The organism is Nocardia transvalensis NBRC 15921 (genome assembly GCF_000308875.1).
Taxonomy (GTDB): Bacteria; Actinomycetota; Actinomycetes; order Mycobacteriales; family Mycobacteriaceae; genus Nocardia; species Nocardia transvalensis.
In genome coordinates, this window is record NZ_BAGL01000017.1 from 13,999 (window position 1) to 37,666 (window position 23,668).

Sequence of the window (23,668 nt, forward strand, 5' to 3'; positions counted from 1 at the left end):
TGGAAATCATGTCCGCTCTGGAGCGTCCGACCCTGTTCTTTCCCGATGAGCAGTCGTTTCGGGACTGGCTGGAGGCCAATCATGCCGCGGTAGACGGCATCTGGCTGAAATTCGCGAAGAAGGGTTCGGGGATCGCCTCCCTCGACTACGCGGGCGCGTTACGGCAGGCGCTGTGTTTCGGCTGGATCGACGGCCAGGCCCGCTCGCACGACGACGATTTCTACCTGGTCGGATTCACCCCGCGCCGGCGCCGCAGCCCCTGGTCGCAGCGCAATATCGGCCTGGTCGAGGAGCTGATCGCCCAGGAGCTGATGCACCCGGCCGGGCATGCCGAGATCGAGCGCGCCAAGGCGGACGGGCGCTGGGCCAACGCCTACGGCCGCGAACTACCCCAGGATTTCCACGACGCGCTGGCGGCCTCCCCGCCGGCGGCGGCGTTCTTCGAGACCCTCGACAACCAGTCCCGCGCCGCGATCAGCTACCACCTGGCCAATGCCGTGCGGCCGGAGACCAGGGCCCGGCGGATGGAACAGATCATCGCCAAACTGGCTGCGGGCCAGCGTTTCTGACGCCCCGGCTACCAGTAGGTGCCGGGGATCAGACGAGTGGCGCGGCGGAGCGTGGCCCGGGTGACGCGGCCCGCGGCGGAGGGCCGGCGCTGGGGTTCCGCCTGGGGGACAGGGGTTTCCGCGGGCTCCTCCGGTACCGCCTCGCCCTTGGCCGCGGGGGAATCCGGCAGCGCACGGTAGTAGCGGTGCATGACGCGGTCCTTGAACCGCGGGGTGAACAGGGTGCCGTACTCGGCCAGGGTGCCGATCGGCACGTCGATGCGCTTGGGACGCTCGGTGAGGGCGCGCACGATGGTGGCCGCGGCCCATTCGGGCGACTCCGACGGCCCCTGCCTGCCGCTCGGCGCGATCATCGGCGTGCGCACCAGCGGCATGTGGATGGTGGTGAAAGTGATGTTGTCGGCGAGCATTTCGGCCGCCGTCACCTCGGCGAACTTGTCGAGGGCGGCCTTGGAGGCCAGGTAGGCGGCGAAGCGGGGCGTGGCGGCCTGCACGCCGGCGCTGGAGATGTTGACGATGTGGCCGAATTTGCGCTCGCGCATCTGCGGCAGCAGCGCCAGCGTCAGCCGGACCGCGCCGAAGTAGTTGACCGCCATGGTGCGCTCGAAGTCGTGCAGCCGGTCGACGGAGCGGTGCACCGCGCGGCGGATGGACCGGCCGGCATTGTTGACCAGCATGTCGACGTGGTGGTGCCGGTCGAGGATGGTCTTGACGGTGTGGTCGACGGAGTCGGAGTCGGTGACGTCGCACTGGTAGCCGTAGGCCTCGCCGCCCGCGGCCGTGATCTCGCCGACCACGGCCTCCAGCTCGTCGCCCCGGCGCGCGAGCAGGAAGACGACCGCGCCCTTCTCGGCGACCGCGAGCGCGGCGGCCCGGCCGATGCCGGAGGAGGCGCCGGTGATGAGGACGTGCTTGCCGGTCAGGTCCCGGCGGGCGCGGCGGCGGGCCAGGTAGCCGGATTCGACCGTGGCATCCGCATGGTTGTCGGTCATCACTGCTCCCTTGCAGGTCGAGTTGAGACGAACTTACTCCAAAGTAAGTTCCATCGCCAACGTGAGTTCGTCACAGTCCTGCAACCCTGCGTCGGACCCGGGTGTCATCGAATGTATGTTCGACGATAATGGAAACCGATCGGTCTGCCGGAGGTGTGCATGGGCTGGGGTAACGGCCCGCCGACGTGGTCGGAGATGGAACGGGTGCTGTCCGGGCGGCCCGGCCGGGCCGTCGACGCGCCCGGGGACGGCGGCGACAGCCCGGCCTGGTCGCGCAAGCGCGGCGAGTACCGGGCGGGCCCGCGACCACACCCCTCGGCGCCGGTGGTGCCCTACGCGGAACTGCACGCCCACTCCGCCTACAGCTTCCTCGACGGCGCCTGCCAGCCGGAGGACCTGGTGGAGGAGGCGGTGCGGCTGGGCTTGGAGGCGCTCGCGCTCACCGATCACGACGGCTTCTACGGCGTGGTGCGCTTCGCCGAGGCGGCGGCCGAATGGGGGATGCCGACGGTCTTCGGCGCGGAACTCTCACTCGGTGGCGAGGGGGCGCTCCGCGCCGGAGCGCCCGACCCCGGCGGCCCGCATCTGCTGGTGCTGGCGCGCGGTCAGGAGGGGTATCGCCGCCTGTCGCGGGAGATCTCGGCCGCGCACATGGCGGCGGGGGAGAAGGGGATCCTGCGCTACGACCTGGACCGGCTCACCGCCGCTGCGGGCGGCCACTGGCAGATACTCACCGGATGCCGCAAAGGCCATGTGCGCCAAGCGCTTCGAGAGGGTGACGCGGCGGCCGAGGCGGCGCTGCGGGACCTGATGGAGCGGTTCGGCCCGGACCGGGTGACCGTGGAACTCACCCACCACGGCGTCCCGGAGGACGACGAGCGCAACGCCCGGCTCATCACCCTCGCCGACCGGACCGGACGGCCCGTGATCGCCACCACCGCGGCGCATTTCGCGGCACCCGCGCAACGCCGCCGCGCCATGGCGCTGGCGGCGATCCGCGCCCGGCAGAGCCTCGACGACATGGCCGGCTGGCTCGCCCCGTCCGGGGGCGCGCACCTGCGCTCGGGTGCGGAGATGGCGCGGCTGTTCGCGGCCTGCCCGCGGGCGGTGCCCAATGCCGTTGCCCTGGCGCGGGAATGCGCCTTCGACCTGACCCTGATCGCCCCCCAGCTCCCGCCGTTCGAGGTGCCGGACGGATACGACGAGGATTCCTGGCTGCGCGCACTCGCCTACGACGGCGCGGCCCGGCGTTACGGCCCGCCGGAGCGAAATCCCAAGGCGTACCGGCAGATCGACTACGAGCTGGGGATCATCGAGAGGATGCGTTTTCCCGGCTACTTCCTGGTGGTGCACGACATCGTCGACTTCTGCCGGAACCACGGCATTCTGTGCCAGGGCCGGGGGTCGGCGGCCAATTCCGCGGTCTGCTACGCGATCGGCATCACCAATGTCGACCCGGTGGCCAACGATCTGCTGTTCGAACGGTTCCTGTCGCCGGAGCGGGACGGGCCGCCCGATATCGATATCGATATCGAGTCCGATCGCCGCGAGGAGGCGATCCAGCACGTCTACGCGAAATACGGGCGCGACTACGCCGCCCAGGTCGCCAATGTGATCACCTACCGGGGTAAGTCCGCGGTGCGCGATGCCGCTCGGGCGCTGGGTTTCTCGCCCGGCCAGCAGGACGCGTGGAGTAAACAGGTGAGCCGGTGGACCGGCATCGCCGGGGAGACCCACACCGATATTCCGGGCGAGGTCCTGGCGCTCGCCGGTGAGATCGAGGGCCTGCCGAGGCATCTGGGCATCCATTCCGGCGGCATGGTGATCTGCGATCGTCCGGTGGCCGACGTATGCCCCGTGGAATGGGCGCGCATGCCCGGCCGCAGCGTATTGCAGTGGGACAAGGACGATTGCGCCGCGGCGGGCCTGGTGAAATTCGATCTGCTCGGTCTCGGCATGCTGTCGGCGCTGCACTACATGATCGACCTGGTGCGCGAGCACGTCGGCGAGAATATCGAGCTGTACGAGCTGGATCTCCAGGAACCGGCCGTGTACGAGATGTTGCAGCGCGCCGATTCGGTGGGCGTATTCCAGGTGGAGTCGCGGGCGCAGATGGCCACCCTGCCGCGGCTGCGTCCGCGCGAATTCTACGACCTGGTCGTGGAGGTGGCGCTGATCCGGCCCGGCCCCATTCAGGGCGGTTCGGTGCACCCCTACATTCGCCGTCGCAACGGCAGCGAAGAGGTGATCTACGAGCACAAGGCGCTGGAGAATTCGCTGTCTCGCACCCTGGGTGTGCCGCTGTTCCAGGAGCAGTTGATGCAGATGGCCGTCGACGTCGCCGGATTCACCGCGGTCGAGGCGGATCAGCTGCGCCGGGCGATGGGATCCAAACGATCGCCGGAGCGCATGGAGCGGCTGCGCGAGCGCTTCTATCAGGGCATGCGCGAATTGCACGGCATCACCGGGGATTTGGCGGACAGCATCTACGAGAAGGTGTACGCGTTCGCGAATTTCGGTTTCCCGGAGAGCCATTCGCAGAGCTTCGCCTCGCTGGTGTTCTATTCGTCCTGGTTCAAGCTCCACCATCCGGCCGCCTTCTGCGCCGGATTGCTGAACGCGCAGCCGATGGGGTTCTATTCGCCGCAGTCGCTGGTCGCCGACGCCCGCCGGCACGGCGTGGTGGTGCACGGTCCGGACATCAATCACAGCCTGGCCGGCGCCACCCTCGAACAGCGCGGCGCCCAGGTGCGGCTGGGGTTGTCCGCGATCCGGCACATCGGTGACGAACTCGCCGAGAAGATCGTCACCGCACGGGAATCCGGGCCGTACACCTCCTTCCTGGATCTGACCGGACGCGTGGAACTCACGGTGCCGCAGGCGGAGTCGCTGGCGACCGCGGGTGCGCTGGACAGTCTCGGCCTCACCCGGCGGCAGGCGCTGTGGGCGGCCGGTGCGGCGGCGGGCGAGCGTCCGGACCGGCTGCCCGGCACCGGTGCGGCCACCGACGCCCCCGCCCTGCCCGGCATGAGCGAACTGGAACTCGCCGCCTCCGACGTGTGGGCGAGCGGCGTGTCGCCGGGTAGCTATCCGACGGAATTCCTGCGCGCGCACCTGAATTCGCTCGGCGCGCTCGCCGCCGACCAGCTGTCCCGGGTTCCGGACGGCGCGAAGGTCCTCATCGGCGGCGCCGTCACCCACCGCCAGCGCCCCGCCACCGCCTCCGGCGTCACCTTCGTCAACCTGGAGGACGAGACCGGCATGGTGAACGTGGTGTGCTCGGTGGGCCTGTGGCGCCGCTACCGCCGCGTCGCCCAGGGCGCCTCCGCCCTCCTGATCCGCGGCCGGGTCCAGAATGCCGAGGGCGCCGTGAGCGTGGTCGCCGAACACCTTCAACGCCTGGACCTGCGCATAGCCTCCAAATCCCGCGACTTCCGCTGAATCGCTCTCCCCGCGACAACATCCGAACCCCGGCCGTATCGGCGCACGCTGCCCTCACCCGCGCCTCGTGCATGCGTCCGCACCCGTTCTGTGCTCTCGCACCCCGTGCGTACTCCCGCACCCTCTCCAGCGCATGTAAAGGGTGCGTGAGTACGCACGGGGTGCGGCTGTGGATTGGGCCGTGACTTGGGCAAACGGTGGTGGATACCGTGGCCGCAGACGGAGAAATGACAGCTAAGGGGGGCGCATGTCCGGTTCGTGTGTTGTCGATGCCGACGCGGTGCTGCGGTTCGGAGTCGTCGCGCTGCAAGTGTTTCGGGATATCTGCGAGATGATCGATACCGCCGTGGACGCCGGCGCCTCGATCGCGGATCTGGTTCCGCAGAGCGCCACCGCGCCGCAGTGGTGCGAATCGGCCCGTGTCGCACTGGAAATCGTGCGCCGCACCGCCGAATGTTTCCGGCGACTCGCCGAGCACACCGAACAGGCCGTCGACGTCTTCGCGGCGGCCGACCGCCACGGCGCCGCCGCTCTCGCCTCGGTGGTCCGGATATGATCCCGCCGCGGTCGGTGGTGACCACCTGGCGCGCCGCGGAGGCGGCGGACCTCCTGTGCGCGGAATTCGACCGTCACATCGAGGATCTGGAAACCCTCTCGGCCACCGTGCGCGACACCTGTCACCGGCTCGACGGCGACGGCTGGCAGGGCATGGCCTACGACGCGGTACTCGCCCACGTCGACGTCGCGCACCGCCATCACCAGCTGCTGTGCCAGCAGGCGGAGGCGCTGCGCGACGCCGGCGCGCAAGCCCTGTCGGAACTGCACTACACGGCCCTCGCCCTGCTGGACTACGTGGCCGACGCCGAGGCCGCCGGCTGCCGCGTCGCCGACGACTGGACGGTCGCCGCCGCCGATACCGCGCAGGAATGGAAGGAGGTCATCGCCGAGGCCGTAGCCGCCGTCGAACGCGCCGACCAGCGCGGCCGCACGGCAATCCGGGACATCACCGCCGAAATAGCGCGCCTCGCTAGAACTTTCGATCTCCCAGGCATGCTCAGTACCGGTCTGGGTGCCCTGATCCGTCCCGGACCGACGCCACCGGCCCCCGGCGCCACCGGCCCGGAGGATCTTGCCGCCGGCGATCACGACCACACCGCCCCGCCCACACGTTGGGGCCCCGAATCATCGGTGCCACCGTCCGCCAACTCGGCAGGCGCGCCGAACCCAGCCACCTGTGGTCCCGATGAGGCGGGATCACAGGAGGCAGCCGCGACGGATACCGGTGCGTCCGCTGCGGAACATCCACCGGTTGTACCGCAGCCGGGCGACCAATCCCCGGAGCCGGATGCCGACGCGTGTGACGAGGCAGGCGAACTCGTCGTCGCCGGCCCGCTCCCGCCGCCCGAAATAGGTCAGGACAGCACCACTTCCGCCGCGGTGACGCAGGATGCACCGCTCGAGAACCACGCGGGCATGTCAGCGCCCACCGTTCCGCCCTCGATCGCGGAGCCTGTCGCGAATATCCGCGAACAGCTCGACCACCCTCTCGACACCGGTTCGGCGGCAGCGGTTGTCGTGCCGCCACTGCCGGCTCCTCCCGTGCCACCGCCACCCGCGGGCATTACCGCCGAGCAACTCGTCGCGATCATGCCCGACCTGTCCTGGGATCGTGCCGAGGAATACCTGCCCGCGCTCAATGCCGCGATGCAGGAGGGCGATATCACCACACCCCCGCGGCAGGCCGCCTTCCTCGCCCAACTGGCCCACGAGAGCTGCCAGCTCCGCTATTTCGAGGAACTGGGCGACGACGACTACTTCAGCCAGTACGACCCCGGCCAGCCGAATACCGCCGCGGGCAATACCGAACCCGGCGACGGCCCCCGCTACCACGGCCGCGGCCCCATCCAGCTGACCGGCCGCGGCAACTACCGCGCCGCGGGCGAGGCCCTGGGACTCGACCTCGAGGGCCTCCCCGAACTCGCCGCCCAGCCGGATATCGGCTTCCGGATAGCCCAGTGGTACTGGACCTCTCGAAATATCAACGCACTCGCCGACGCGGGCGACTTCGCCGCCGTCACCCAGGCCGTCAACGGCGGCTACAACGGCCTCGCCGCCCGCCAGGAGTACTACGCCAGGGCTCTGGGGATCCTCGGATGACTCCCGGCGGCAGGTTCGGGCCGCGTGGCTCTCGCGGGCTCGCCGGGAAAGTCTGGTGCTCGATTGTGGTTCTGGCCGTGGCGATGTGGGTATTGATCGCATCCGGATGCGCCGGAGGATTGGCCGGGTCGGCGGGGGAGCCGACAACAGTGAGCGGTGTAGGAGATCGGCCGTTCGTATATCACTCGCGAGGGGAGGTGGTGGTAGCCAGCACAGACCGGGTAATCGCACGGCACGCGGGCACCTTTGTGGATTTCGGCTTCACCCACGATGATTCGCATGTCTACGCGATCGACGCCACCGGCGCGGTGTCGGTGGCCGCGACAAGCGACGGCGCCTTGCTGCCGAACCGCGTGAGCTGCCATTGCGATCGGGTCTTCCCGCTGTCCGGTACGACGGTCGGGTGGTGGCAAGGACCGGATCAGTTCGTGCGCGCGGATCTCCGGAACGGTAATTCGATTGCACCTGAGACGATTTCACTGCCTCCGCCGCATTCGGTGGCTCCGGGCAATACCTTGTCGGAGCCCCGGCTGCTCGCCGCCGACGACCGAACCCTCATCCTCGATCGCCTCGAGGCGCCTCCCGGTGCGGCCTGGGGAATCAACCACCTGTGGTCGGTCGACCGGGCGAGCGGCGCGGCAACAGCACTGGATATCTCGGACGCGAGCGTCAACACCGCCTTCGGCGACGCGGCGCTGAGCCCGGACGGCCGAAGCGTCGCGCTGATCGGATACGCGCGGGACGGAAAGACCTGCGGTACAGCGCGACTGGTTCGGATCGACCTGTCACGAGGACGATCGGAGGCCGTCGATCTGCCGCCGCTCGCCGCCTGTTCGGCCCTCGCGGACCTGCGCTGGCAGGGGCCCGAGCAGACCGTGACCGGGCTGTTCTGGGAACCGTCCGCCCCGGACCGGGTCACCACCACCGCCGTGTGGACCAGGCGCGACGCGAACTGGGATCGGCACGGTGGCGACGACGCCCTCCGCCACGCCCCGCTCGGACCGGCGGCCGCGCTGGAGATCCGCCGCACCGGCCGCGATCGAGTCCACACCGTGCACACCGGCGACCTGCTGCTCGTCACCGGAAACGAGGCGCGCGTCCTCGGCCACGACGTGATCGACCTGCGCCTCGCGCGCGGGGCGACCAGTCCGCAACCGAGTCCGCGGCCGTCACGAGAAGGAAGGTGAAAGGTGCGACGGGTAGTTACGCTGCGTGCCATGAGAAAAGTCGCCGTCCTGCTGGCCGGCTTGATGACAGTGGCATTGCTCGCCGGATGCGGTGCGTCCGAGACCTCGGACTCGAAGAGTTCCGGCTACGGGCGGGGCGCCGAACCGGCGACCGCTCCCGGAGCGCCGCCCGCGCTACGCGAACAGGGCCCCGCGAGCCCGAAGCAGCAGAACAGCGATTCTCCCGATATCACCGCCGCGCGCAAGGAGGTCGTGACCGGCAGCGTCGACATCACCACCGCCGATCCGATCGGCGGGGCCGGCAAGGTCGTCGACCGGGTGCGGGCGGTCTCCGGCCGGGTGGACAGCCGGTCCGAACAGCCCGGCACCGACACCACGAAACCCCGTGCGCAACTGACCGTTCGGGTGCCCGCCGACAAGACGGACGACTTCGTCAACGGCCTGAACGGCCTCGGCCAGGTCACCAATGTGACCACCGAGCGCGACGACGTGACCATGCAGTGGCAGGACCTCGACGCCCGCATCAAGGCCCTGCAGGCCTCGGTCGACCGGCTGCGGGCCCTGGTCGCCGGCGCCGCCAGCACCGCCGACCTCATCGCCGCCGAGAACGCCCTGTCGAGCCGGCAGGGTGAATTGGACAGCCTCACCGCCCGCAAACGGCAGCTGGACGACGAGATCGCCCTCTCCACCCTGACCATCGACCTCAGCACCGACGAGCCGGCGGGTTCCGGCTCGGACAGCTACTGGGACCGCATAGTCGACGGCTGGCACTCCCTGCTGCGTGCCCTGAAGTCCACCGGCGCAGCCCTCCCATGGCTCGCCTTCCTGGTACTCCTCGCCGCCGTCGTCTGGGCAATGGTCTGGGCCATCGCGCGGCTGACAACCCGCCGCAACCGAAAGACGAAAAGCGCTGAAGCTGTCGAAAAGCCCACGCCCACGGAAAGCCTTGGCGCTGAACAGAAGTCCACGCCCGCGGAAAGCGCCGGCGCTGAACAGAAGCCCGCACCCGCAGAAAGCCCCGGTACCGAAGAGAAGTCCCCGCCCGCGGAAAGCGCCGAGCCGACAGAGGAGCCCACACCTCCGAAAAGCTCTGATTCCGTAGAGAAATCAGCCCACGAAGAAGGCGCTACGGCCGAGCCGGTTTCGGAAGAAGAAGCCACGGCCGAGACCGCGACTCCTGAAAAAGACCAGCCCTCACCGAAGCCCGACAAGCGGGAAGAACCCTAAAACCCGAGAACCCTAGACAGCCCCCGGGAACCCCAACTGCCGCCACGCCTCGTACACCGCGACCGCGGCGGCATTGGACAGGTTCATCGACCGCCGCCCGGGCAGCATCGGGATCCGGAGCTGATCGGTGATGCGGGCGTCGGCGAGAACCTCGTCGGGCAACCCGGTCGGCTCCGGCCCGAACAGCAGCACATCGCCTTTGCGATAGCTGATGTCGGTGTTGTGCGTCGTCGCGTGGGTGGTGAACGCGAACACCCGCTCGGGCCGGATGGCGTCCCAGGCGGCCGCGAGGTTCGCGTGCACGGTCACCGACGCGAGGTCGTGGTAGTCCAGGCCCGCCCGCCGCAGCTTCGGTTCCGACAGGTCGAATCCCAGCGGCTCGATCAGATGTAGCTCGCACCCGGTGCCGGCGGCCAGCCGGATCGCGTTACCCGTGTTGGGCGGAATACGAGGCTCGAAGAACACCACATGGAGCACGGGCACAAGCATGGCACGAGGGGTGCGGCTCGCGGCACGGCGGCACCGGGCGCCCGCATGTAAGAATCGGGGCGTGACCGAAGCTCCCGCGACTCCCGCGCAGCACCCCGGCCCGGCCGACCGGTTCTTCCGCAACCATCTGCCGTTGCTGCTGGTGGTGGCGGTCCTGCTGGTGGCGGTGGTGTTCGTCGCGCAGGACCGCTGGCGCCGCGGCGCCTACGTCATCGGCGGCGCGACTCTGCTGGCGGCGGCGCTGCGGGCGTGCCTGCCGACCGTCCGGGTCGGCCTGCTCGCGGTGCGCGGCAAACCGTTCGACGTCGGCGCCTACGTCGTGCTCGGCGGCGCCATCATCACGCTGGCAGCGACGATCAGCAGCCTCGGCGTCGGCTGAGCTACCCGCTCAGTGCCCGGTGCGCGCCGAGCGCACCAGCTCCATCGTCTCCACCAGCAGTTTGCCGACCGATTCGGTCTCGGTGAGGAAGCCGTCGTGCCCGTCGCGCGAATGCACCACCTCGAGGCCCTTGCAGCCGGGCAGCAGATCGGCCAGCTCCTGCTGCGTGCGCAGCGGGTAGAGCCGGTCGGAGTCGACGCCCCCGACGATGCACGGAACCGTCGTCGCCGACAGCGCCGCCTCGATCCCGCCCCGGCCGCGGCCCACGTCGTGCCGGTTCATCGCCTCGGACAGCAGCACATAGGTGGCCGCGTCGAAGCGCTGCACCAGCTTCTGCGCCTGGTACTCGAGGTAGCTCTGCACGGCGTAGCGGCCACCGTCGCGGGGGTCCTCGCCGTCCTGCGGGCGGTTCTCGAAGCGGTGGTCGAGTTCGAAGTCGGTGCGGTAGGTCAGGTGCGCGATCCGGCGGGCGATCCCCAGTCCGGCGGTCGGCGCCCGGCCGGTGCCGTGGTAGTTGCCGCCCTGCCAGTTCGGATCGGCCTGGACGGCCGCGATCTGGGTGGTCTGGGTGCCGATCTGATCGGCCGTGGCGCGCGCCCCGACCGCCAGCACCAGCCCGGCCTCCAGCCGCTCCGGGTAGCCGACCATCCACTCCAGCACCCGCATGCCGCCCATCGATCCGCCGACCACGGCGGCCAGCCGCTCGATGCCGAGCAGATCGAACAGCACCACCTCGGCAGTCACCTGATCGCGGATGGAGATCTCGGGAAACCTTGCGCCCCACGGCTTTCCGTCGGATGCGAGGGAGGAGGGCCCGGTGCTGCCCTGACAGCCGCCGAGCACGTTGGTGGCGACCACGCACCACTGATCGGTATCGAGCGGCAGGCCCGGGCCCACGATGCCGTCCCACCAGCCCGGCAGCTGGTGCAGGTCGTCGGGCGGGCCCGCCACGTGCGAGTCGCCGGTGAGCGCGTGCTCGATCAGCACGATGTTGTCGGCCTCCGGCGACAGCTCACCCCAGCGCTGCACGGCCAGCTCGACGTCCGGGACCACCGCGCCGCTCTCCAGCCGCACGTCCCCGATGGCGATGGTGCCGAGCGTGCCATCCGGCGGCGGCAGCAGGGTCGCCGCCGACCGGGCCGTGCTCGGGTCGATGCTCACGGTCACCGCGCCGCCGTCGCGCATGCGGCGCCCGCCGACCACGAACATCCGGCGTCGGCCGGAGAGGTGACGACGAAACGCATACCGTCGATGGTAGCGATCGAGGTCGGACCCCCTGCTGTAGCTATGACCAGGCCGGGAGATGTGACCTTCATGACCCGGGCGTGCGAGCCCGGCGTGGCGGATGTGATCATGCCGACGCCGCGATGTACGTGCCGCGAGGCGTCGTGTGCCGAGATGTTTCGGGGTGCGGTCGAGTCACTCATGTGTTACTCCGAGTAAGGATCGCCGTGGGGCGGACGTGCGGCAGTTACCTGGTTTCGAGTAGCGAACAGATACAGCACATCTCGATGACCTCCTGATAGTCGCGCTTGCTCTCGTCTTTCGAGAGCCGGGTCATCACCCGGAGCACCCCACCGCAACTGGAGGGTTGCCGGCCAGCGAGCCGGGGCTTGGCGCTGGCACTCATGACCTGATTGGGATGGTAGCGGATCGCCGGTGGCCGGGGCGAGACCAGGTGGCGGCTACCGCCCGGGCTCGCTCTCCGCACCGGCGGCCCGTACCACCGGGACCGCGCAGCGGCGGATGAACTCGTCGTAGGCGCCCTGGACGGCCCGCACGCTGGCGTCCGCCGAGTCGGCGGGGTCGCCCTGCGGGATCTCCGCGTCGCATTCCATACCGGTGCGCAGGATCGCGTTGAAGGTGGCCGCGATGAGCCGCACCGTCATCGACTCGCTGTCCGCGCCGATGCGCTCGGCGAGGGCGGAGTGGATCTCGACGGTCTTGGTGTCGGCGACCTCCATGCTGCGGGCGCGCACCGTCGGGCTGGCCCGGCTGATCCGCTGCATGCGCTGGAACCACTCGAACGGCACCGATCCGTCCGCGATGCTCTGAGCGGTCACGGCCAGGTAGGTGTCGAGCAGGGACTGGAGTTCGTTGCCCGTCACGGGCTGTTTGCGCAGTTCGGCGCCGATCGCCTTGCCCCAGTCCTCGATCGGGGCGAGGACGATGTCCTCCTTCAGCTCGAAGTACCGGTTCACCGTGCGCGGCGAGACGTCGGCCGCCTCCGCGATCTGTTCGACGGTCGTCGCCTCGAAGCCGTGCGCATCACACAACCGCAGCGCGACCTCGATGATGCGGTGCCGGGTCTGCTGCTTCTTGCGTTCGCGCAAGCCAGGCTGTGTCTGATTCTGCCCGCCCGGGGGCCCTGCGTGGTTACGCGGGCTGCCGCCTTCGGGCCCTGACCGGTCGGGCTGTGCGGGACGCAGCGGTGAGTCGAGCATGTCCAGATTCTATCGCCATCCGCTCTGATTGTGACGAGATACGCCAAATGTCACAGTCAGACATTTTTCTCTTGACGCCAATTGTCCGGCGATGCCACGATGGCTGCACGTTCCCTTCCGATGCAGGAGCCCCCTTCATGACCGACACCGGGACACTCGTTTCTCCCGATACCTCCGCCGAGCCCAAGAGCTCGCGCCGCTGGTGGGCGCTGGTCGTACTCGCCCTGGCCCAGCTCATGGTGGTGCTCGACGCCACGATCGTCACGATCTCGCTGCCGTTCGCCCAGCGCGATCTGAACATCAGCGACGGCGACAAACAGTGGATGCTCACCGCCTACACGCTGATCTTCGGCGGCCTCCTGTTGCTCGGCGGCCGTCTCGCCGACTACCTGGGCCGCCGCCGGATGTTCATGGTCGGCCTCGTCGGATTCGCCGCCGCCTCGGCGCTGGCGGGTCTCGCGCAGAATGCCGCCGAACTGTTCGCGGGCCGCGCGCTGCAAGGTGCGTTCGCGGCCGTCCTGGCCCCGGCGGCGCTGTCGCTGGTGTCGGTGACCTTCACCGAGGCGTCCGAGCGCGCTCGCGCCTTCGGCGTCTTCGCCGGTGTGTCCGGCGGCGGCGCGGCGATCGGCCTGATCGCCGGCGGCGCGCTCACCGAATACGCCGACTGGCGCTGGTGCCTGCTGGTCAACACCCCGGTCGCGATCATCGCGCTGATCGGTGCGCTGGCGTTCGTGGTCAAGGACGTGCCCGCGCCACGGACCGGCGGCTACGACTTCCCGGGCGCGGTCACCGTCACCCTGGGCCTGATCAGCGTGGTGTACGGCTTCAGCCGCGCGGCCGAGGACGGCTGGCTCGCCAGCAGCACGCTGGGATTGCTCGTCGCGGGCGTCGCGCTACTGATCGCATTCGTGGCGATCGAGCGGCGCACGGCGAATCCGCTGCTCCCGCTGCATATTCCGGGTGAGATCAACCGCGGCGGCTCGTTCCTGGTCGCGCTGCTGATCCCGATCGCCATGTTCGCGATGTTCATCAACCTCAGCTACTACCTGCAGATCACGCTCGGCTATTCGGCGCTGAAGGCCGGTGTCGCGTTCCTGCCGTTCCCGATCGGGATCGTGGTCTCGGCGGGTATCGCCAGCGCTCTGCTGCCGCGGATCGGCCCGCGCCCGCTCATGCTCGGCGGCGTCGCGCTCGGCGTGGCGGGCCTGGTCTACCTGGCACAACTGAGCTTCGGTGACGGGTTCGCGACCGTCGTGCTGCCCGCGATGATCCTGATGTCGCTGGGTATGGGCCCGATGTTCGTCTCGATGCAGACCACCGCGCTGCACCAGGTCGAGGCCGAGGACTCCGGCGTGGCCAGCGCGTTGCTGAACGCGGCGCAGCAGGTGGGTGGCGCCATCGGCACCGCGCTGCTGACCACCATCTCGGTGCAGGTCGCCCAGCGCTTCGCGGAGAACAACCCGGGCGCGGACAACCTCGCGGCCCGCGCCGCGATCCACAGCTACGACGTCGCCTTCTACGTCGGCGCGGTGTTCTTCCTGGTGGCGATCCCGATCGTCGCCCTGATGATCCGGGACAAGCCGCAGAACCTGCTGGAGGGCTCCGAACACGTGGCAGTGGGTGTCTGATCAATCACCGGCAATACCACCCTGTTCCCGGCGTGACCACCCTGTTCCCGGCATGCTTTTGGCCGGGAACTCGGTGTTTCCGGCCAAAACCATGCCGGAAACAAGGGAGATCGCGGCGGAGAAGCGGGGCGTTTCTGTGTCGTAGCCAACTCTCAATGAGGCGGCCCCTGGCAGTGAGACCCAGCGCACCAGTACGCTTGTCTTGTTTAGCACCTGGCGTCCCGCCGACATCGCGGGGCGTATACGTTGTCTGTTGAACAGCTGGGGTCCGCTCACAAGCGTGTTCGCCTGGCCGTGCAATGGGAGCACCTTCCTAGGAGGACACGAAGATCCATGTCCAAGATCAAGGTTGAAGGTACCGTCGTCGAACTCGACGGCGACGAAATGACCCGGATCATCTGGCAGTTCATCAAGGACAAGCTGGTCCACCCGTACCTCGACATCAATCTCGAGTACTACGACCTCGGGATCGAATATCGGGACAAGACCGATGACCAGGTCACCGTCGATGCAGCCAATGCCATCAACAAGCACGGGGTCGGCGTCAAGTGCGCCACCATCACCCCGGACGAGGCGCGTGTCGAGGAATTCGGCCTGAAGAAGATGTGGCGGTCGCCCAACGGCACCATCCGCAACATCCTGGGCGGCACGATCTTCCGCGCCCCGATCATCATCTCGAACGTCCCGCGCCTGGTTCCGGGCTGGACGAAGCCGATCATCATCGGGCGTCACGCGTTCGGCGACCAGTACCGCGCCACCGACTTCAAGGTGCATCAGGCGGGCACCGTCACCCTCACCTTCACGCCCGAGGACGGCTCCGAGCCGATCCAGCACGAGGTCGTGAAGCTGCCCGAGGACGGCGGCGTGGTGATGGGTATGTACAACTTCAAGAAGTCCATCGAGGACTTCGCGCGCGCGTCGCTGAACTACGGCCTGCAGCAGAACTACCCGGTCTACATGTCGACGAAGAACACCATCTTGAAGGCCTACGACGGCATGTTCAAGGATACGTTCCAGGAGATCTACGAGACCGAGTTCAAGAACGAGTTCGACGCCGCCGGTCTGACCTACGAGCACCGGCTCATCGATGACATGGTCGCCTCCGCGCTGAAGTGGGAGGGCGGTTACGTCTGGGCGTGCAAGAACTACGACGGCGACGTGCAGTCCGACACCGTGGCGCAGGGCTTCGGCTCGCTGGGCCTGATGACCTCGGTGCTGCTGACCCCGGACGGCCGGACGTGTGAGGCCGAGGCCGCGCACGGCACGGTGACCCGCCACTACCGGCAGCACCAGCAGGGCAAGCCGACCTCCACCAACCCGATCGCCTCGATCTTCGCGTGGACCCGCGGCATCGCCCATCGCGGCAAGCTGGACAACACCCCCGAGGTGATCGGCTTCGCCCAGACCCTCGAGGACGTCGTCATCAAGACCGTCGAGGACGGCCAGATGACCAAGGACCTGGCGCTGCTGGTCGGCGGCGATCAGGGCTACCTGACCACCGAGGAGTTCCTCGGTGTGCTCGACGCCAACCTGGCGCGCGAACTGCGCTGACGCCACCTCCGTTTTCCGGCGTGCTTGTGGCCGGAAACAAACGAACATCCGGGCACCCGCCCCCACCTCGATCGGTGGCCGCGGGTGCCCGAATTGTTTCCGGGTGACGTGGGCGCTCCGCCGGCCCGTTCGTGATCTCCGATACAGCGCGTGCCGGGCGAGTCGAAAGCCCGCTGGCCCCGGGAGCCGAACGTTGCTGTCCGGCAAGCGATATCGCTCTCCTCCTCCGCCGACCGCCCGCGGCGCGGTGATCGCCCCGAACCCGGCGTTCCCGGCCGGTGAGTGAGATCACCGTTTATTCGGGATGCGCGAGCGTTCGCCGCCATGTTGCGCTGAGTCGTGGCCTCCGTAACCCCGCCCGCAGTGGCCAATCCCCAGACCTCCTCCGTCTCGCCGGCCGCGACCGCGCGCGGCAGCGCCGACGTGCCCGCGACCGACGTGCCGGTGGTGCCCATCCCCGGACGCACCGGCTGGCACATCCCCGCCATGCTCGCGCTGGCGCTCGGCGGCTTCGGCATCGGCACCACCGAATTCGTCACCATGGGCCTGCTGCCGGATATCGCGCACGCCATGAACGTGTCCGAGCCGTCCGCCGGCCATGCCGTCTCGGCCTATGCACTGGGTGTGGTGGTCGGAGCCCCCGTGATCGCCGCGCTGTCCGCGCGGATGCCGCGCAAGCGCCTGCTGATCGGCCTGATGGTGGCCTTCACCCTCGGCAACCTCGCCTCGGTGATCGCGCCGTCGTTCGGGACGCTGGTGGCCGCGCGGTTCGTCTCCGGGCTGCCGCACGGCGCGTACTTCGGTGTGGCCTCGCTGGCCGCGGCGACGCTCGCTCCGGTCGGTCAGCGCGCCAAGGCGATTGCCGCGGTGATGCTGGGCCTGAGTGCCGCCAATGTCGTCGGCGTCCCCGCCGCGACCTGGCTCGGCCAGCATCTCGGATGGCGCGACGCCTACATGGTGGTCGCCGTGATCGGCCTCGCCACCATCTTCGCCATCGCGAAATTCGTCCCCCAGCTCACCGCGATTCGCGTCACGGATCCACGCACCGAACTCGGGGCTCTGCGCCGCTCCCAGGTGCTGCTGACACTGGTCGTCGGCGCGGTCGGGTTCGGCGGCATGTTCGCCGTCTACACCTACGTCACCACCACGCTCACCGATGTCGCCGGGATGCCGGCGGGTCTCGTGCCGATCGTGCTGGCGCTGTTCGGGCTGGGCATGATCGCCGGGAACATCATCGGCGGCGTGCTGGCCGACCGCGGCGTCGACCGCGCGATCTTCCTCGCGCTGGTGTCGATGGTCGTCATCCTCGCCGGATTCGTTGCCGCCGCGCACAATCCGTACACCGCCGGCATCGGCGCCTTCCTGGTCGGCGCGTCCGGGGCTGCTCTCGCGCCGGGCCTCCAGACCCGCCTGATGGATGTCGCCCACGACGCGCAGACCCTAGCCGCCGCCCTCAACCACGCCGCACTGAATATCGCCAACGCGGCGGGCGCGTGGCTCGGCGGCCTGGTGATCGCCGCAGGTCTCGGCTACACGGCTCCTGCGATGGTCGGCGCGGGCCTGGCTGTCTCGGGCGTGCTGATGTTCACGATCACCGTCTGGCTCGCCCGGCGGCATGGCACGGGTCCGGTGCGGCAGTCCTGAATCCACCCGTCCGGCAGCGCACTTTCATACACCCGTGCATGTAAGTGTACAATTCGCGGAATGACCGGGCCCGCAGTCTCGAAACCGCAGCGTCGCACGCAGGAGCAGCGCAGCAGTGAGATGCGCGTCCGGCTGCTCGACGCCACCATCGACTGCCTGGTCGAATTCGGGTACGTGGGCACCACGACGCCGCGGGTGGCCGAGCGCGCGGGCGTGACCCGCGGCGCGCAGGTGCACCACTTCGGCTCCAAGACCGACCTCGTGGTGGCCGCGATCAGCCACCTCGCCCAGCGTCGCACCGATGCGGCCATGCAGGAGATCGGCCGCTTCCGGTCCGAGGGCGATCCCGTCGCCGCGGTGCTGGATTTCATGTGGGAGCTGCATCAGGGGCCGCTGTTCATCGCGGCCATGGAGCTGTGGGTGGCGGGCCGGGTCGATCGGGTGCTGGCCGCCGAGATGGCGAAGGTCGAGCCGTTCGTCAACAACGCCGTGCTCACGGCCACCGCGCAACTCGTCCCCGACGAGGTCGACCGCAAGATCGCCCGAGATTTCGTCTACACCGCCATGGACGCGCTACGCGGAATCCTGGTGTCCAATTTTATCGATCCTGATTCCGACCGCGCCCTCCGTCGCTGGAAGCGCGCCTCGGCTCACCTGCGCCTGGCTGCGGAAGCGTCCCTTCCGGGCCTGCGCTCCGGCAAGTAACTCCTCGGCGGCTGACTTTTCGCCGACTCTGCCTCCCTCTGGCTTCTCGGGCCGCCGCCCACCCTCTTGCCACGTTACATACAGCTCTGTATGTTTGTTTCCAGATTCGATCCGCTGGATCGGCGCACGCTGCCCACCTCGGTGGGCGGCCCGAAGTGAGGAGTGCGATGGCGAACAAGGTCTACGTCGTCGGGGTCGGCATGACGAAGTTCGAGAAGCCGGGGCGGCGTCAGGTGGAGGACGCGGACGGCACCCGCGCCTGGGACTATCCGGATATGGCCCGCGAGTCGGGCACGAAAGCGCTTGCCGACGCGGGGATTTCCTACGACGAGGTGCAGCAGGCGTATGTCGGCTACGTGTACGGGGAGTCGACCTCGGGTCAGCGCGCCGTGTACGAGCTGGGCATGACGGGGATCCCGGTCGTCAACGTCAACAACAACTGCTCGACCGGTTCCACCGCGTTGTACCTTGCGGCACAGGCGATCCGGGGCGGTCTGGCCGACTGCACGCTGGCGCTCGGCTTCGAGAAGATGCAGCCGGGCTCGCTCGGCTCCACCTGGGACGACCGCGAGCAGCCGATGGCCAAGCACATGATGGCGCTGGCCGAGATCTCCGAGGTGCTGTTCCCGCCGGCGCCGTGGATGTTCGGCGCGGCGGGCCGCGAGCACATGAAGGCGTACGGCACCACCGCCGAGCACTTCGCGAAGATCGGGTACAAGAACCACAAGCATTCGGTCAACAACCCGTATTCGCAGTTCCAGGACGAATATTCGATGCAGGACATCCTGGACGCGCGGATGATCTACGACCCGCTGACCAAACTCCAGTGCTCGCCGACCTCCGACGGTTCCGGCGCGGCGATCCTCGCCTCCGAGGCGTTCGTCGACAAGCACGGGCTGGCGGCGCAGGCCGTGGAGATCGTCGGGCAGGCCATGACCACCGACTTCGCCTCCACCTTCGACGGCACGGCCAAGGGCATCATCGGCTACGACATGAATGTCCAAGCGGCGCGGCAGGTCTACGACCAGTCCGGCCTGGGCCCGCAGGACTTCCAGGTCATCGAGCTGCACGACTGCTTCTCCGCCAACGAACTGCTGCTCTACGAGGCCCTGGGGCTGTGCGGCGCGGGCGAGGCCGGAAAGCTCCTCGACGACAACCAGACCACCTACGGCGGCCGCTGGGTCGTCAACCCTTCCGGCGGCCTGATCTCCAAGGGACACCCTTTGGGCGCAACAGGTCTGGCCCAATGCAGCGAGCTGACCTGGCAGCTGCGCGGCACGGCCGACAAGCGGCAAGTGCCGGGCGTGACGGCAGCGCTGCAGCACAATATCGGGCTCGGCGGGGCCGCCATCGTCACCGCCTACCAGCGCGCCGAGCGGTGATCCCGGCCAAAAGCATGCCGGGATAACGAGTTACGCGGGCGCGTCGGGATGACGAGTACGCGGGCGCGTCGGGATGACGAGTACGCGGGCGCGTCCGGATGACGAAGTACGCGGGCGCGCCGGGATGACGAGTTACGCGGGCGCGCCGGGATAACGCACTTGCCGGGGCCGCCTGGCATCCAAACTACGAAAGAGAACACCATGGGCCACATCGAGTACACCAAGCAGCTGTCCGCTACCCCCGAGGCCCTGTGGGCCGTGGTCGGGAATCCGAATACCTGGGGCGACTGGTTCTCCATTCACGAGCGGTGGATGGAGGAGCCGCCCGCGACGCTGGAGGTCGGCAACAAGCTGGTCGCCAAGGTGGTCATGCTGGGCATGGCCAACAAGTTCGAGTGGAATGTCGCCGCGGTCGAGGCGCCGAGCACGCTGACCCTGACGGCGACCGGAATGGCCGGAGTCAAGGTCGAATTCACCTTCTCCATCGCACCCGCCGGTGACGGCAGCGAGCTGTCGGTGAACGGCGACTTCGAGGGCGCGCTCATCAAGGGCGCCCTGGGCAAGGCCGTGGAGAAGGACGGCATGAAGCAGCTCGAGACGTCCCTCGAGCAGCTCGAGGCGCTGGCGTCGGCCGCATGAGTTCCGACACCGCGGGCCGGGTCGTCGAATTCGACGACTCCGGCCTCGGCAATTGGAGCGACGAGGAGCGTTTCGAGGTCCTGCGCGAGCGGATCGCCGAATACGCCGCCGCCACCAACGATCCCATCGAGGCCCACCGCACCGGGGATATCGCCTCGCCGGTCTTCGCGATCGTGCCGGTCTTCGACGCCATGCTGGTGCCGGTCATCGACGTGGCGCCGATGGACATCTTCGGCCGGGTCGTGCACGGCGAGCAGGACTTCCACTTCCACCGGCCGATCCGCCCCGGCGAGACGCTGGTGTCGCGGGCCCGGGCGATCGGCTACGCGGGCAAGCCGAACGGCAGCGGCATCACGGTGCACATCGAATCCCGCACCGAGGCAGGCGAACTGGTCAACGAGCAGTACCTGACCGCCTTCTTCCGCAATATCGACGCGGGGAAGACGGCGGGGCAGGCCGCGCCGGAGCACAAGTTCGACGAGAGCCTGCGGTCCGCGGACCCGATCGCGGAGGTGCCCCAGCACGTCGACATCGACCAGACCTACCGCTACGCACCGGCTTCCGGCGATCCGGTCCCGCTGCACCTGGACGAGGATGTCGCCAAGGACGCCGGCCTGCCCGGCATCATCGCGCACGGCCTGTGCACCATGGCCTTCGCGTCGTGGGCGGTGCTGACCGAGGTCGGCGGCTCGGATGTGCACCGGCTGAAGCGTTTCGCGGTGCGCTTCGCCAAAATGGTCTTTCCCGGCGACGATCTGCGGACGCGGATCTGGAAGGTGAAGTCCGCCAACGGCATCACCACCTACGCGTTCGAGACCGTGCGCGGCGAGGACGTGGTGCTCAGCGACGGTCTCGCCGAGATCGCGGACTAGACAACGACAACGAGTACAGGAGTCGACATATGGGCGCACTGGAAGGCAAGGTCGCCGTCATCACCGGCGCCGGTCGCGGCATCGGGCGCGAGCACGCGCTGCTGTTCGCCCGCGAGGGCGCGGCGGTGGTCGTCAACGATCTCGGCGGGGACAATACGGGGGAGGGCGCCGACGTCGGTCCGGCGCAGGAGGTGGTGAACGAGATCACCGCCGCCGGCGGGCGGGCCGTCGCCAACACCGAGAGCATCGCGACCTGGGACGGCGCGAAAAAGCTTGTCGACCAAGCTGTCTCGGAGTTCGGCGGGCTGGATGTCGTGGTCAACAACGCGGGCATCCTGCGCGACGGCTTCATCGCCGGACTCGAGGAGGCGCAGTGGGACGCGGTCATCGCCGTGCATCTGAAGGGCCACTTCAACCTGCTGCGGCACGCCGCCTCGTACTGGAAGGACCAGTCCAAGGCGGGGAACCAGCCCACGGCCGCGGTCGTCAACACCGCGTCCGCGTCGGGTGTCACCATCCCCAACGCCGGTCAGGCCAACTACGGCGCGGCGAAGGCCGCGATCGCCGCCCTGACCCTGGTCGCCGCGGACGAGCTGGAGCGGTACGGGGTCCGGGTCAACGCCATCGCGCCGATGGCGCGCACCCGTCTGACGCTGGCCACCCCGGGCATGGGCGCGATCTTCGCGGCCGAGGTCCCCGAGGGCGAATTCGACGCCTTCAGCCCCGCCAATATCTCGCCGCTGGTCGCCTACCTGGCGAGCGACAAGTGCCCGATCACCGGCAAGGTGTTCGCGGTGCAGGGCGGGGCCATCTCCGAACTGGCCGGCTGGCACGACGTGAAGACCATCGAGACCGATGGCCCCTGGCTGATCGACGATATCGCCGCCCGGTTGCCGTAGCCCCCCGAAAGTAGTGGAGAACAACGATGTTCGAATGGTCGGAGACCGACATACTGATCCGGGACGCGGTGCGGAGCTTCATCGAGAAGGAGGTCCGTCCGCATCTGGACGAGCTGGAGAGCGGCGAGATGCTGCCGTATCCCGTCATCCGGAAGCTCTTCTCCCAGTTCGGGATCGACGCGATGGGCGCCGAGGCGGTCGACAAGCTGCTGGCCAAGCAGCGTAAAGCGGCCGATGCCCCCGCGGATACGGCAACCGCCGATTCCGGCAAGCGCGGCAAAGGCGGGGGCGGCGGGCCTTTCGGCGGCCAGGAGTCGCTGATGGCGGTGCTGGTCAGCGAGCTGTCCGGCGTCTGCATGGGCCTGGTCTCCGCCATGGGCGTCTCCCTCGGTCTCGGCGCCACCACCCTCATGTCGCGCGGCACGCTCGCGCAGCAGGAGCGGTGGCTGAAGGACATCGTGACCATGAAAAAGGTTGCGGCCTGGGCGATCACGGAGCCCGACAGCGGCTCCGACGCCTTCGGCGGGATGAAGACCTACGTCAAGCGCGACGGTGAGGACTACATCCTCAACGGGCAGAAGACGTTCATCACCAACGGGCCTTATGCGGATGTCGTGATCGTCTACGCCAAGTTGGACCCCGGCCAAAAGCATGCCGGGGCAAGTAGTGGTGGGCATGCCGGGGCAAGTAGTGGTGGGCATGCCGGGGCAAGTAGTGGTGGGCATGCCGGGGAAAGCAGTGGTGGGCATGCCGGGGAAGGTAGTGGCGGGCAGGCTGGGGAAGGTGGTGGGAACAGCAAGCGTGACCGCAAGGTGCTGACCTTCGTCCTCGACAAGGGGATGGAGGGGTTCACCCAGGGCAAGCCGTTCCGCAAGATGGGCCTGCACGCCTCACCCACCGGCGAGCTGTTCTTCGACAACGTGCGCCTGGGCCGGGATCGGCTGCTCGGCGAGACCGAGGAGCACAAGGGCGGCGACGGGCGGGAGAGCGCGCGGTCGAGCTTCACCGCCGAGCGTATCGGCGTCGGCTTCATGGCCCTGGGCATCGTCAACGAATGCCACCGGCTCTGCGTCGATTACGCGAAGAACCGCAAGCTCTGGGGCCAGGAGATCGGCCGCTTCCAGCTGGTGCAGCTCAAGCTCGCCAAGATGGAGGTGGCGCGGATCAACGTGCAGAACATGGTGTTCAACGCCATCGAGCGCGCCCGCGCCGGCAAACCGCCGACGCTGGCCGAGGCCTCGGCGATCAAGCTGTACTGCTCGGAGGCCGCCACCGAGGTCGCCATGGAAGCGGTCCAGCTGTTCGGCGGCAACGGCTACATGACCGAGTACCGGGTCGAACAGCTCGCCCGCGACGCGAAGTCCCTGATGATCTACGCCGGCAGCAACGAAATCCAGGTAACCCATATCGCCAAGGGCCTACTGGGATGACGGCGTGCAGCCGGCGGATCGGTGCCGAGGGGT

At 68.6% G+C, this 23,668-nt stretch carries 21 protein-coding genes and 1 riboswitch; of the genes, 16 read left to right on the forward strand and 5 right to left on the reverse strand.

All coding sequences use genetic code 11. The features are described 5' to 3' along the window. The first annotated feature begins 8 nt into the window (after positions 1–8). Positions 9–569 (forward strand): YdeI/OmpD-associated family protein, encoded by a 561-nt coding sequence (locus ON41_RS06910; RefSeq protein WP_040746187.1) that lies wholly within the window; start codon positions 9–11, stop codon positions 567–569. A gap of 8 nt (positions 570–577) precedes the next feature. Here the strand turns inward: ON41_RS06910 and ON41_RS06915 are convergent, their stop codons facing one another. Continuing rightward, the gene (locus ON41_RS06915; RefSeq protein ID WP_040746150.1) at positions 578–1,561 is read right to left on the reverse strand and encodes an SDR family NAD(P)-dependent oxidoreductase; all 984 of its coding nucleotides are present in this window, start codon (positions 1,559–1,561) and stop codon (positions 578–580) included. A gap of 159 nt (positions 1,562–1,720) precedes the next feature. Here ON41_RS06915 and ON41_RS06920 point away from each other — a divergent pair, with 159 nt between their 5' ends. The 5 genes from ON41_RS06920 (at position 1,721) to ON41_RS06940 (ending at position 9,573) form a co-directional block, all read left to right on the forward strand. Beyond that, the gene (locus tag ON41_RS06920; protein WP_040746152.1) at positions 1,721–5,002 is read left to right on the forward strand and encodes an error-prone DNA polymerase; all 3,282 of its coding nucleotides are present in this window, start codon (positions 1,721–1,723) and stop codon (positions 5,000–5,002) included. 247 nt (positions 5,003–5,249) lie between these two features. Further along, positions 5,250–5,558 carry a hypothetical protein gene (locus tag ON41_RS06925; protein ID WP_040746155.1) on the forward strand — a complete coding sequence of 103 codons (309 nt, stop codon included), beginning with the start codon at positions 5,250–5,252 and terminating at the stop codon, positions 5,556–5,558. After that, positions 5,555–7,159, forward strand: a complete 1,605-nt coding sequence (locus ON41_RS40075) for a glycoside hydrolase family 19 protein (protein ID WP_218003372.1) — start codon at positions 5,555–5,557, stop codon at positions 7,157–7,159. The genes ON41_RS06925 and ON41_RS40075 overlap by 4 nt, the downstream gene beginning before the upstream one ends. A gap of 200 nt (positions 7,160–7,359) precedes the next feature. Beyond that, entirely contained in the window at positions 7,360–8,346 is a 987-nt protein-coding gene (locus ON41_RS06935; protein ID WP_157185387.1) for a hypothetical protein, read from the forward strand. 30 nt (positions 8,347–8,376) lie between these two features. Next, positions 8,377–9,573 carry a DUF4349 domain-containing protein gene (locus ON41_RS06940; protein WP_051161064.1) on the forward strand — a complete coding sequence of 399 codons (1,197 nt, stop codon included), beginning with the start codon at positions 8,377–8,379 and terminating at the stop codon, positions 9,571–9,573. A gap of 12 nt (positions 9,574–9,585) precedes the next feature. Here ON41_RS06940 and ON41_RS06945 read toward each other — a convergent pair whose 3' ends face one another. Continuing rightward, a complete protein-coding gene (locus ON41_RS06945) occupies positions 9,586–10,050 on the reverse strand; it encodes a tRNA (cytidine(34)-2'-O)-methyltransferase (RefSeq protein WP_174411300.1) in 465 nt (154 codons plus the stop codon). Positions 10,051–10,123: 73 nt separating this feature from the next. On the opposite strand from ON41_RS06945, the gene ON41_RS06950 reads away from it, so the two are divergent. Next, entirely contained in the window at positions 10,124–10,441 is a 318-nt protein-coding gene (locus ON41_RS06950) for a DUF3017 domain-containing protein (protein WP_051161065.1), read from the forward strand. Between the two features lie 9 nt (positions 10,442–10,450). On the opposite strand, the gene metX is transcribed toward ON41_RS06950, so the two are convergent. The 3 genes from metX to ON41_RS06960 form a co-directional block, all read right to left on the reverse strand. Next, a complete protein-coding gene (gene metX / locus ON41_RS06955; protein WP_338088165.1) occupies positions 10,451–11,608 on the reverse strand; it encodes a homoserine O-acetyltransferase MetX in 1,158 nt (385 codons plus the stop codon). Further along, on the reverse strand, positions 11,605–11,868 hold the full coding sequence (locus tag ON41_RS41400; protein ID WP_157185388.1) for a hypothetical protein: 264 nt from the start codon (positions 11,866–11,868) through the stop codon (positions 11,605–11,607). The genes metX and ON41_RS41400 overlap by 4 nt, the downstream gene beginning before the upstream one ends. Positions 11,869–11,964: 96 nt before the next feature. Further along, positions 11,965–12,075: riboswitch (SAM riboswitch) on the reverse strand. A 51-nt stretch (positions 12,076–12,126) separates the two neighbouring features. Further along, entirely contained in the window at positions 12,127–12,774 is a 648-nt protein-coding gene (locus tag ON41_RS06960; protein WP_051161066.1) for a TetR/AcrR family transcriptional regulator, read from the reverse strand. Between the two features lie 248 nt (positions 12,775–13,022). Between ON41_RS06960 and ON41_RS06965 the strand changes: the two genes are divergently transcribed. The 9 genes from ON41_RS06965 to ON41_RS42935 all read left to right on the forward strand — a co-directional run bounded on the left by ON41_RS06965 (position 13,023) and on the right by ON41_RS42935 (position 23,635). Continuing rightward, a complete protein-coding gene (locus ON41_RS06965; protein WP_040746159.1) occupies positions 13,023–14,513 on the forward strand; it encodes an MFS transporter in 1,491 nt (496 codons plus the stop codon). 333 nt (positions 14,514–14,846) lie between these two features. Next, on the forward strand, positions 14,847–16,064 hold the full coding sequence (locus tag ON41_RS06970; RefSeq protein ID WP_040746161.1) for an NADP-dependent isocitrate dehydrogenase: 1,218 nt from the start codon (positions 14,847–14,849) through the stop codon (positions 16,062–16,064). A gap of 423 nt (positions 16,065–16,487) precedes the next feature. Beyond that, the gene (locus ON41_RS06975) at positions 16,488–17,708 is read left to right on the forward strand and encodes an MFS transporter (RefSeq protein WP_373281325.1); all 1,221 of its coding nucleotides are present in this window, start codon (positions 16,488–16,490) and stop codon (positions 17,706–17,708) included. Between the two features lie 60 nt (positions 17,709–17,768). Further along, a complete protein-coding gene (locus ON41_RS06980) occupies positions 17,769–18,413 on the forward strand; it encodes a TetR/AcrR family transcriptional regulator (protein ID WP_040746163.1) in 645 nt (214 codons plus the stop codon). A 167-nt stretch (positions 18,414–18,580) separates the two neighbouring features. After that, on the forward strand, positions 18,581–19,795 hold the full coding sequence (locus tag ON41_RS06985) for a lipid-transfer protein (protein ID WP_040746164.1): 1,215 nt from the start codon (positions 18,581–18,583) through the stop codon (positions 19,793–19,795). Positions 19,796–19,996: 201 nt separating this feature from the next. Beyond that, positions 19,997–20,434, forward strand: coding sequence for a type II toxin-antitoxin system Rv0910 family toxin (locus ON41_RS06990; RefSeq protein ID WP_040746166.1), 438 nt, complete (start codon positions 19,997–19,999; stop codon positions 20,432–20,434). Continuing rightward, positions 20,431–21,306, forward strand: coding sequence for a MaoC/PaaZ C-terminal domain-containing protein (locus ON41_RS06995; RefSeq protein ID WP_040746167.1), 876 nt, complete (start codon positions 20,431–20,433; stop codon positions 21,304–21,306). Before ON41_RS06990 ends, ON41_RS06995 begins: the two co-directional genes overlap by 4 nt. A gap of 29 nt (positions 21,307–21,335) precedes the next feature. Next, positions 21,336–22,205 carry an SDR family oxidoreductase gene (locus ON41_RS07000; protein ID WP_040746169.1) on the forward strand — a complete coding sequence of 290 codons (870 nt, stop codon included), beginning with the start codon at positions 21,336–21,338 and terminating at the stop codon, positions 22,203–22,205. A gap of 26 nt (positions 22,206–22,231) precedes the next feature. After that, positions 22,232–23,635: an acyl-CoA dehydrogenase family protein gene (locus ON41_RS42935; RefSeq protein ID WP_040746171.1), complete on the forward strand. Its 1,404-nt coding sequence runs from the start codon at positions 22,232–22,234 to the stop codon at positions 23,633–23,635. Positions 23,636–23,668: the final 33 nt, after the last annotated feature.

Excerpts from the sequence above, each read along its gene's own strand:
- ON41_RS06910 (WP_040746187.1), top strand. The coding sequence starts at position 9 with ATGTCCGCTCTGGAGCGTCCGACCCTGTTCTTTCCCGATGAGCAGTCG.
- ON41_RS06915 (WP_040746150.1), bottom strand. The coding sequence starts at position 1,561 with ATGACCGACAACCATGCGGATGCCACGGTCGAATCCGGCTACCTGGCC.
- ON41_RS06920 (WP_040746152.1), top strand. The coding sequence starts at position 1,721 with ATGGGCTGGGGTAACGGCCCGCCGACGTGGTCGGAGATGGAACGGGTG.
- ON41_RS06925 (WP_040746155.1), top strand. The coding sequence starts at position 5,250 with ATGTCCGGTTCGTGTGTTGTCGATGCCGACGCGGTGCTGCGGTTCGGA.
- ON41_RS40075 (WP_218003372.1), top strand. The coding sequence starts at position 5,555 with ATGATCCCGCCGCGGTCGGTGGTGACCACCTGGCGCGCCGCGGAGGCG.
- ON41_RS06940 (WP_051161064.1), top strand. The coding sequence starts at position 8,377 with ATGAGAAAAGTCGCCGTCCTGCTGGCCGGCTTGATGACAGTGGCATTG.
- ON41_RS41400 (WP_157185388.1), bottom strand. The coding sequence starts at position 11,868 with ATGAGTGACTCGACCGCACCCCGAAACATCTCGGCACACGACGCCTCG.
- ON41_RS06965 (WP_040746159.1), top strand. The coding sequence starts at position 13,023 with ATGACCGACACCGGGACACTCGTTTCTCCCGATACCTCCGCCGAGCCC.
- ON41_RS06970 (WP_040746161.1), top strand. The coding sequence starts at position 14,847 with ATGTCCAAGATCAAGGTTGAAGGTACCGTCGTCGAACTCGACGGCGAC.
- ON41_RS06980 (WP_040746163.1), top strand. The coding sequence starts at position 17,769 with ATGACCGGGCCCGCAGTCTCGAAACCGCAGCGTCGCACGCAGGAGCAG.
- ON41_RS06985 (WP_040746164.1), top strand. The coding sequence starts at position 18,581 with ATGGCGAACAAGGTCTACGTCGTCGGGGTCGGCATGACGAAGTTCGAG.
- ON41_RS06990 (WP_040746166.1), top strand. The coding sequence starts at position 19,997 with ATGGGCCACATCGAGTACACCAAGCAGCTGTCCGCTACCCCCGAGGCC.
- ON41_RS06995 (WP_040746167.1), top strand. The coding sequence starts at position 20,431 with ATGAGTTCCGACACCGCGGGCCGGGTCGTCGAATTCGACGACTCCGGC.
- ON41_RS07000 (WP_040746169.1), top strand. The coding sequence starts at position 21,336 with ATGGGCGCACTGGAAGGCAAGGTCGCCGTCATCACCGGCGCCGGTCGC.
- ON41_RS42935 (WP_040746171.1), top strand. The coding sequence starts at position 22,232 with ATGTTCGAATGGTCGGAGACCGACATACTGATCCGGGACGCGGTGCGG.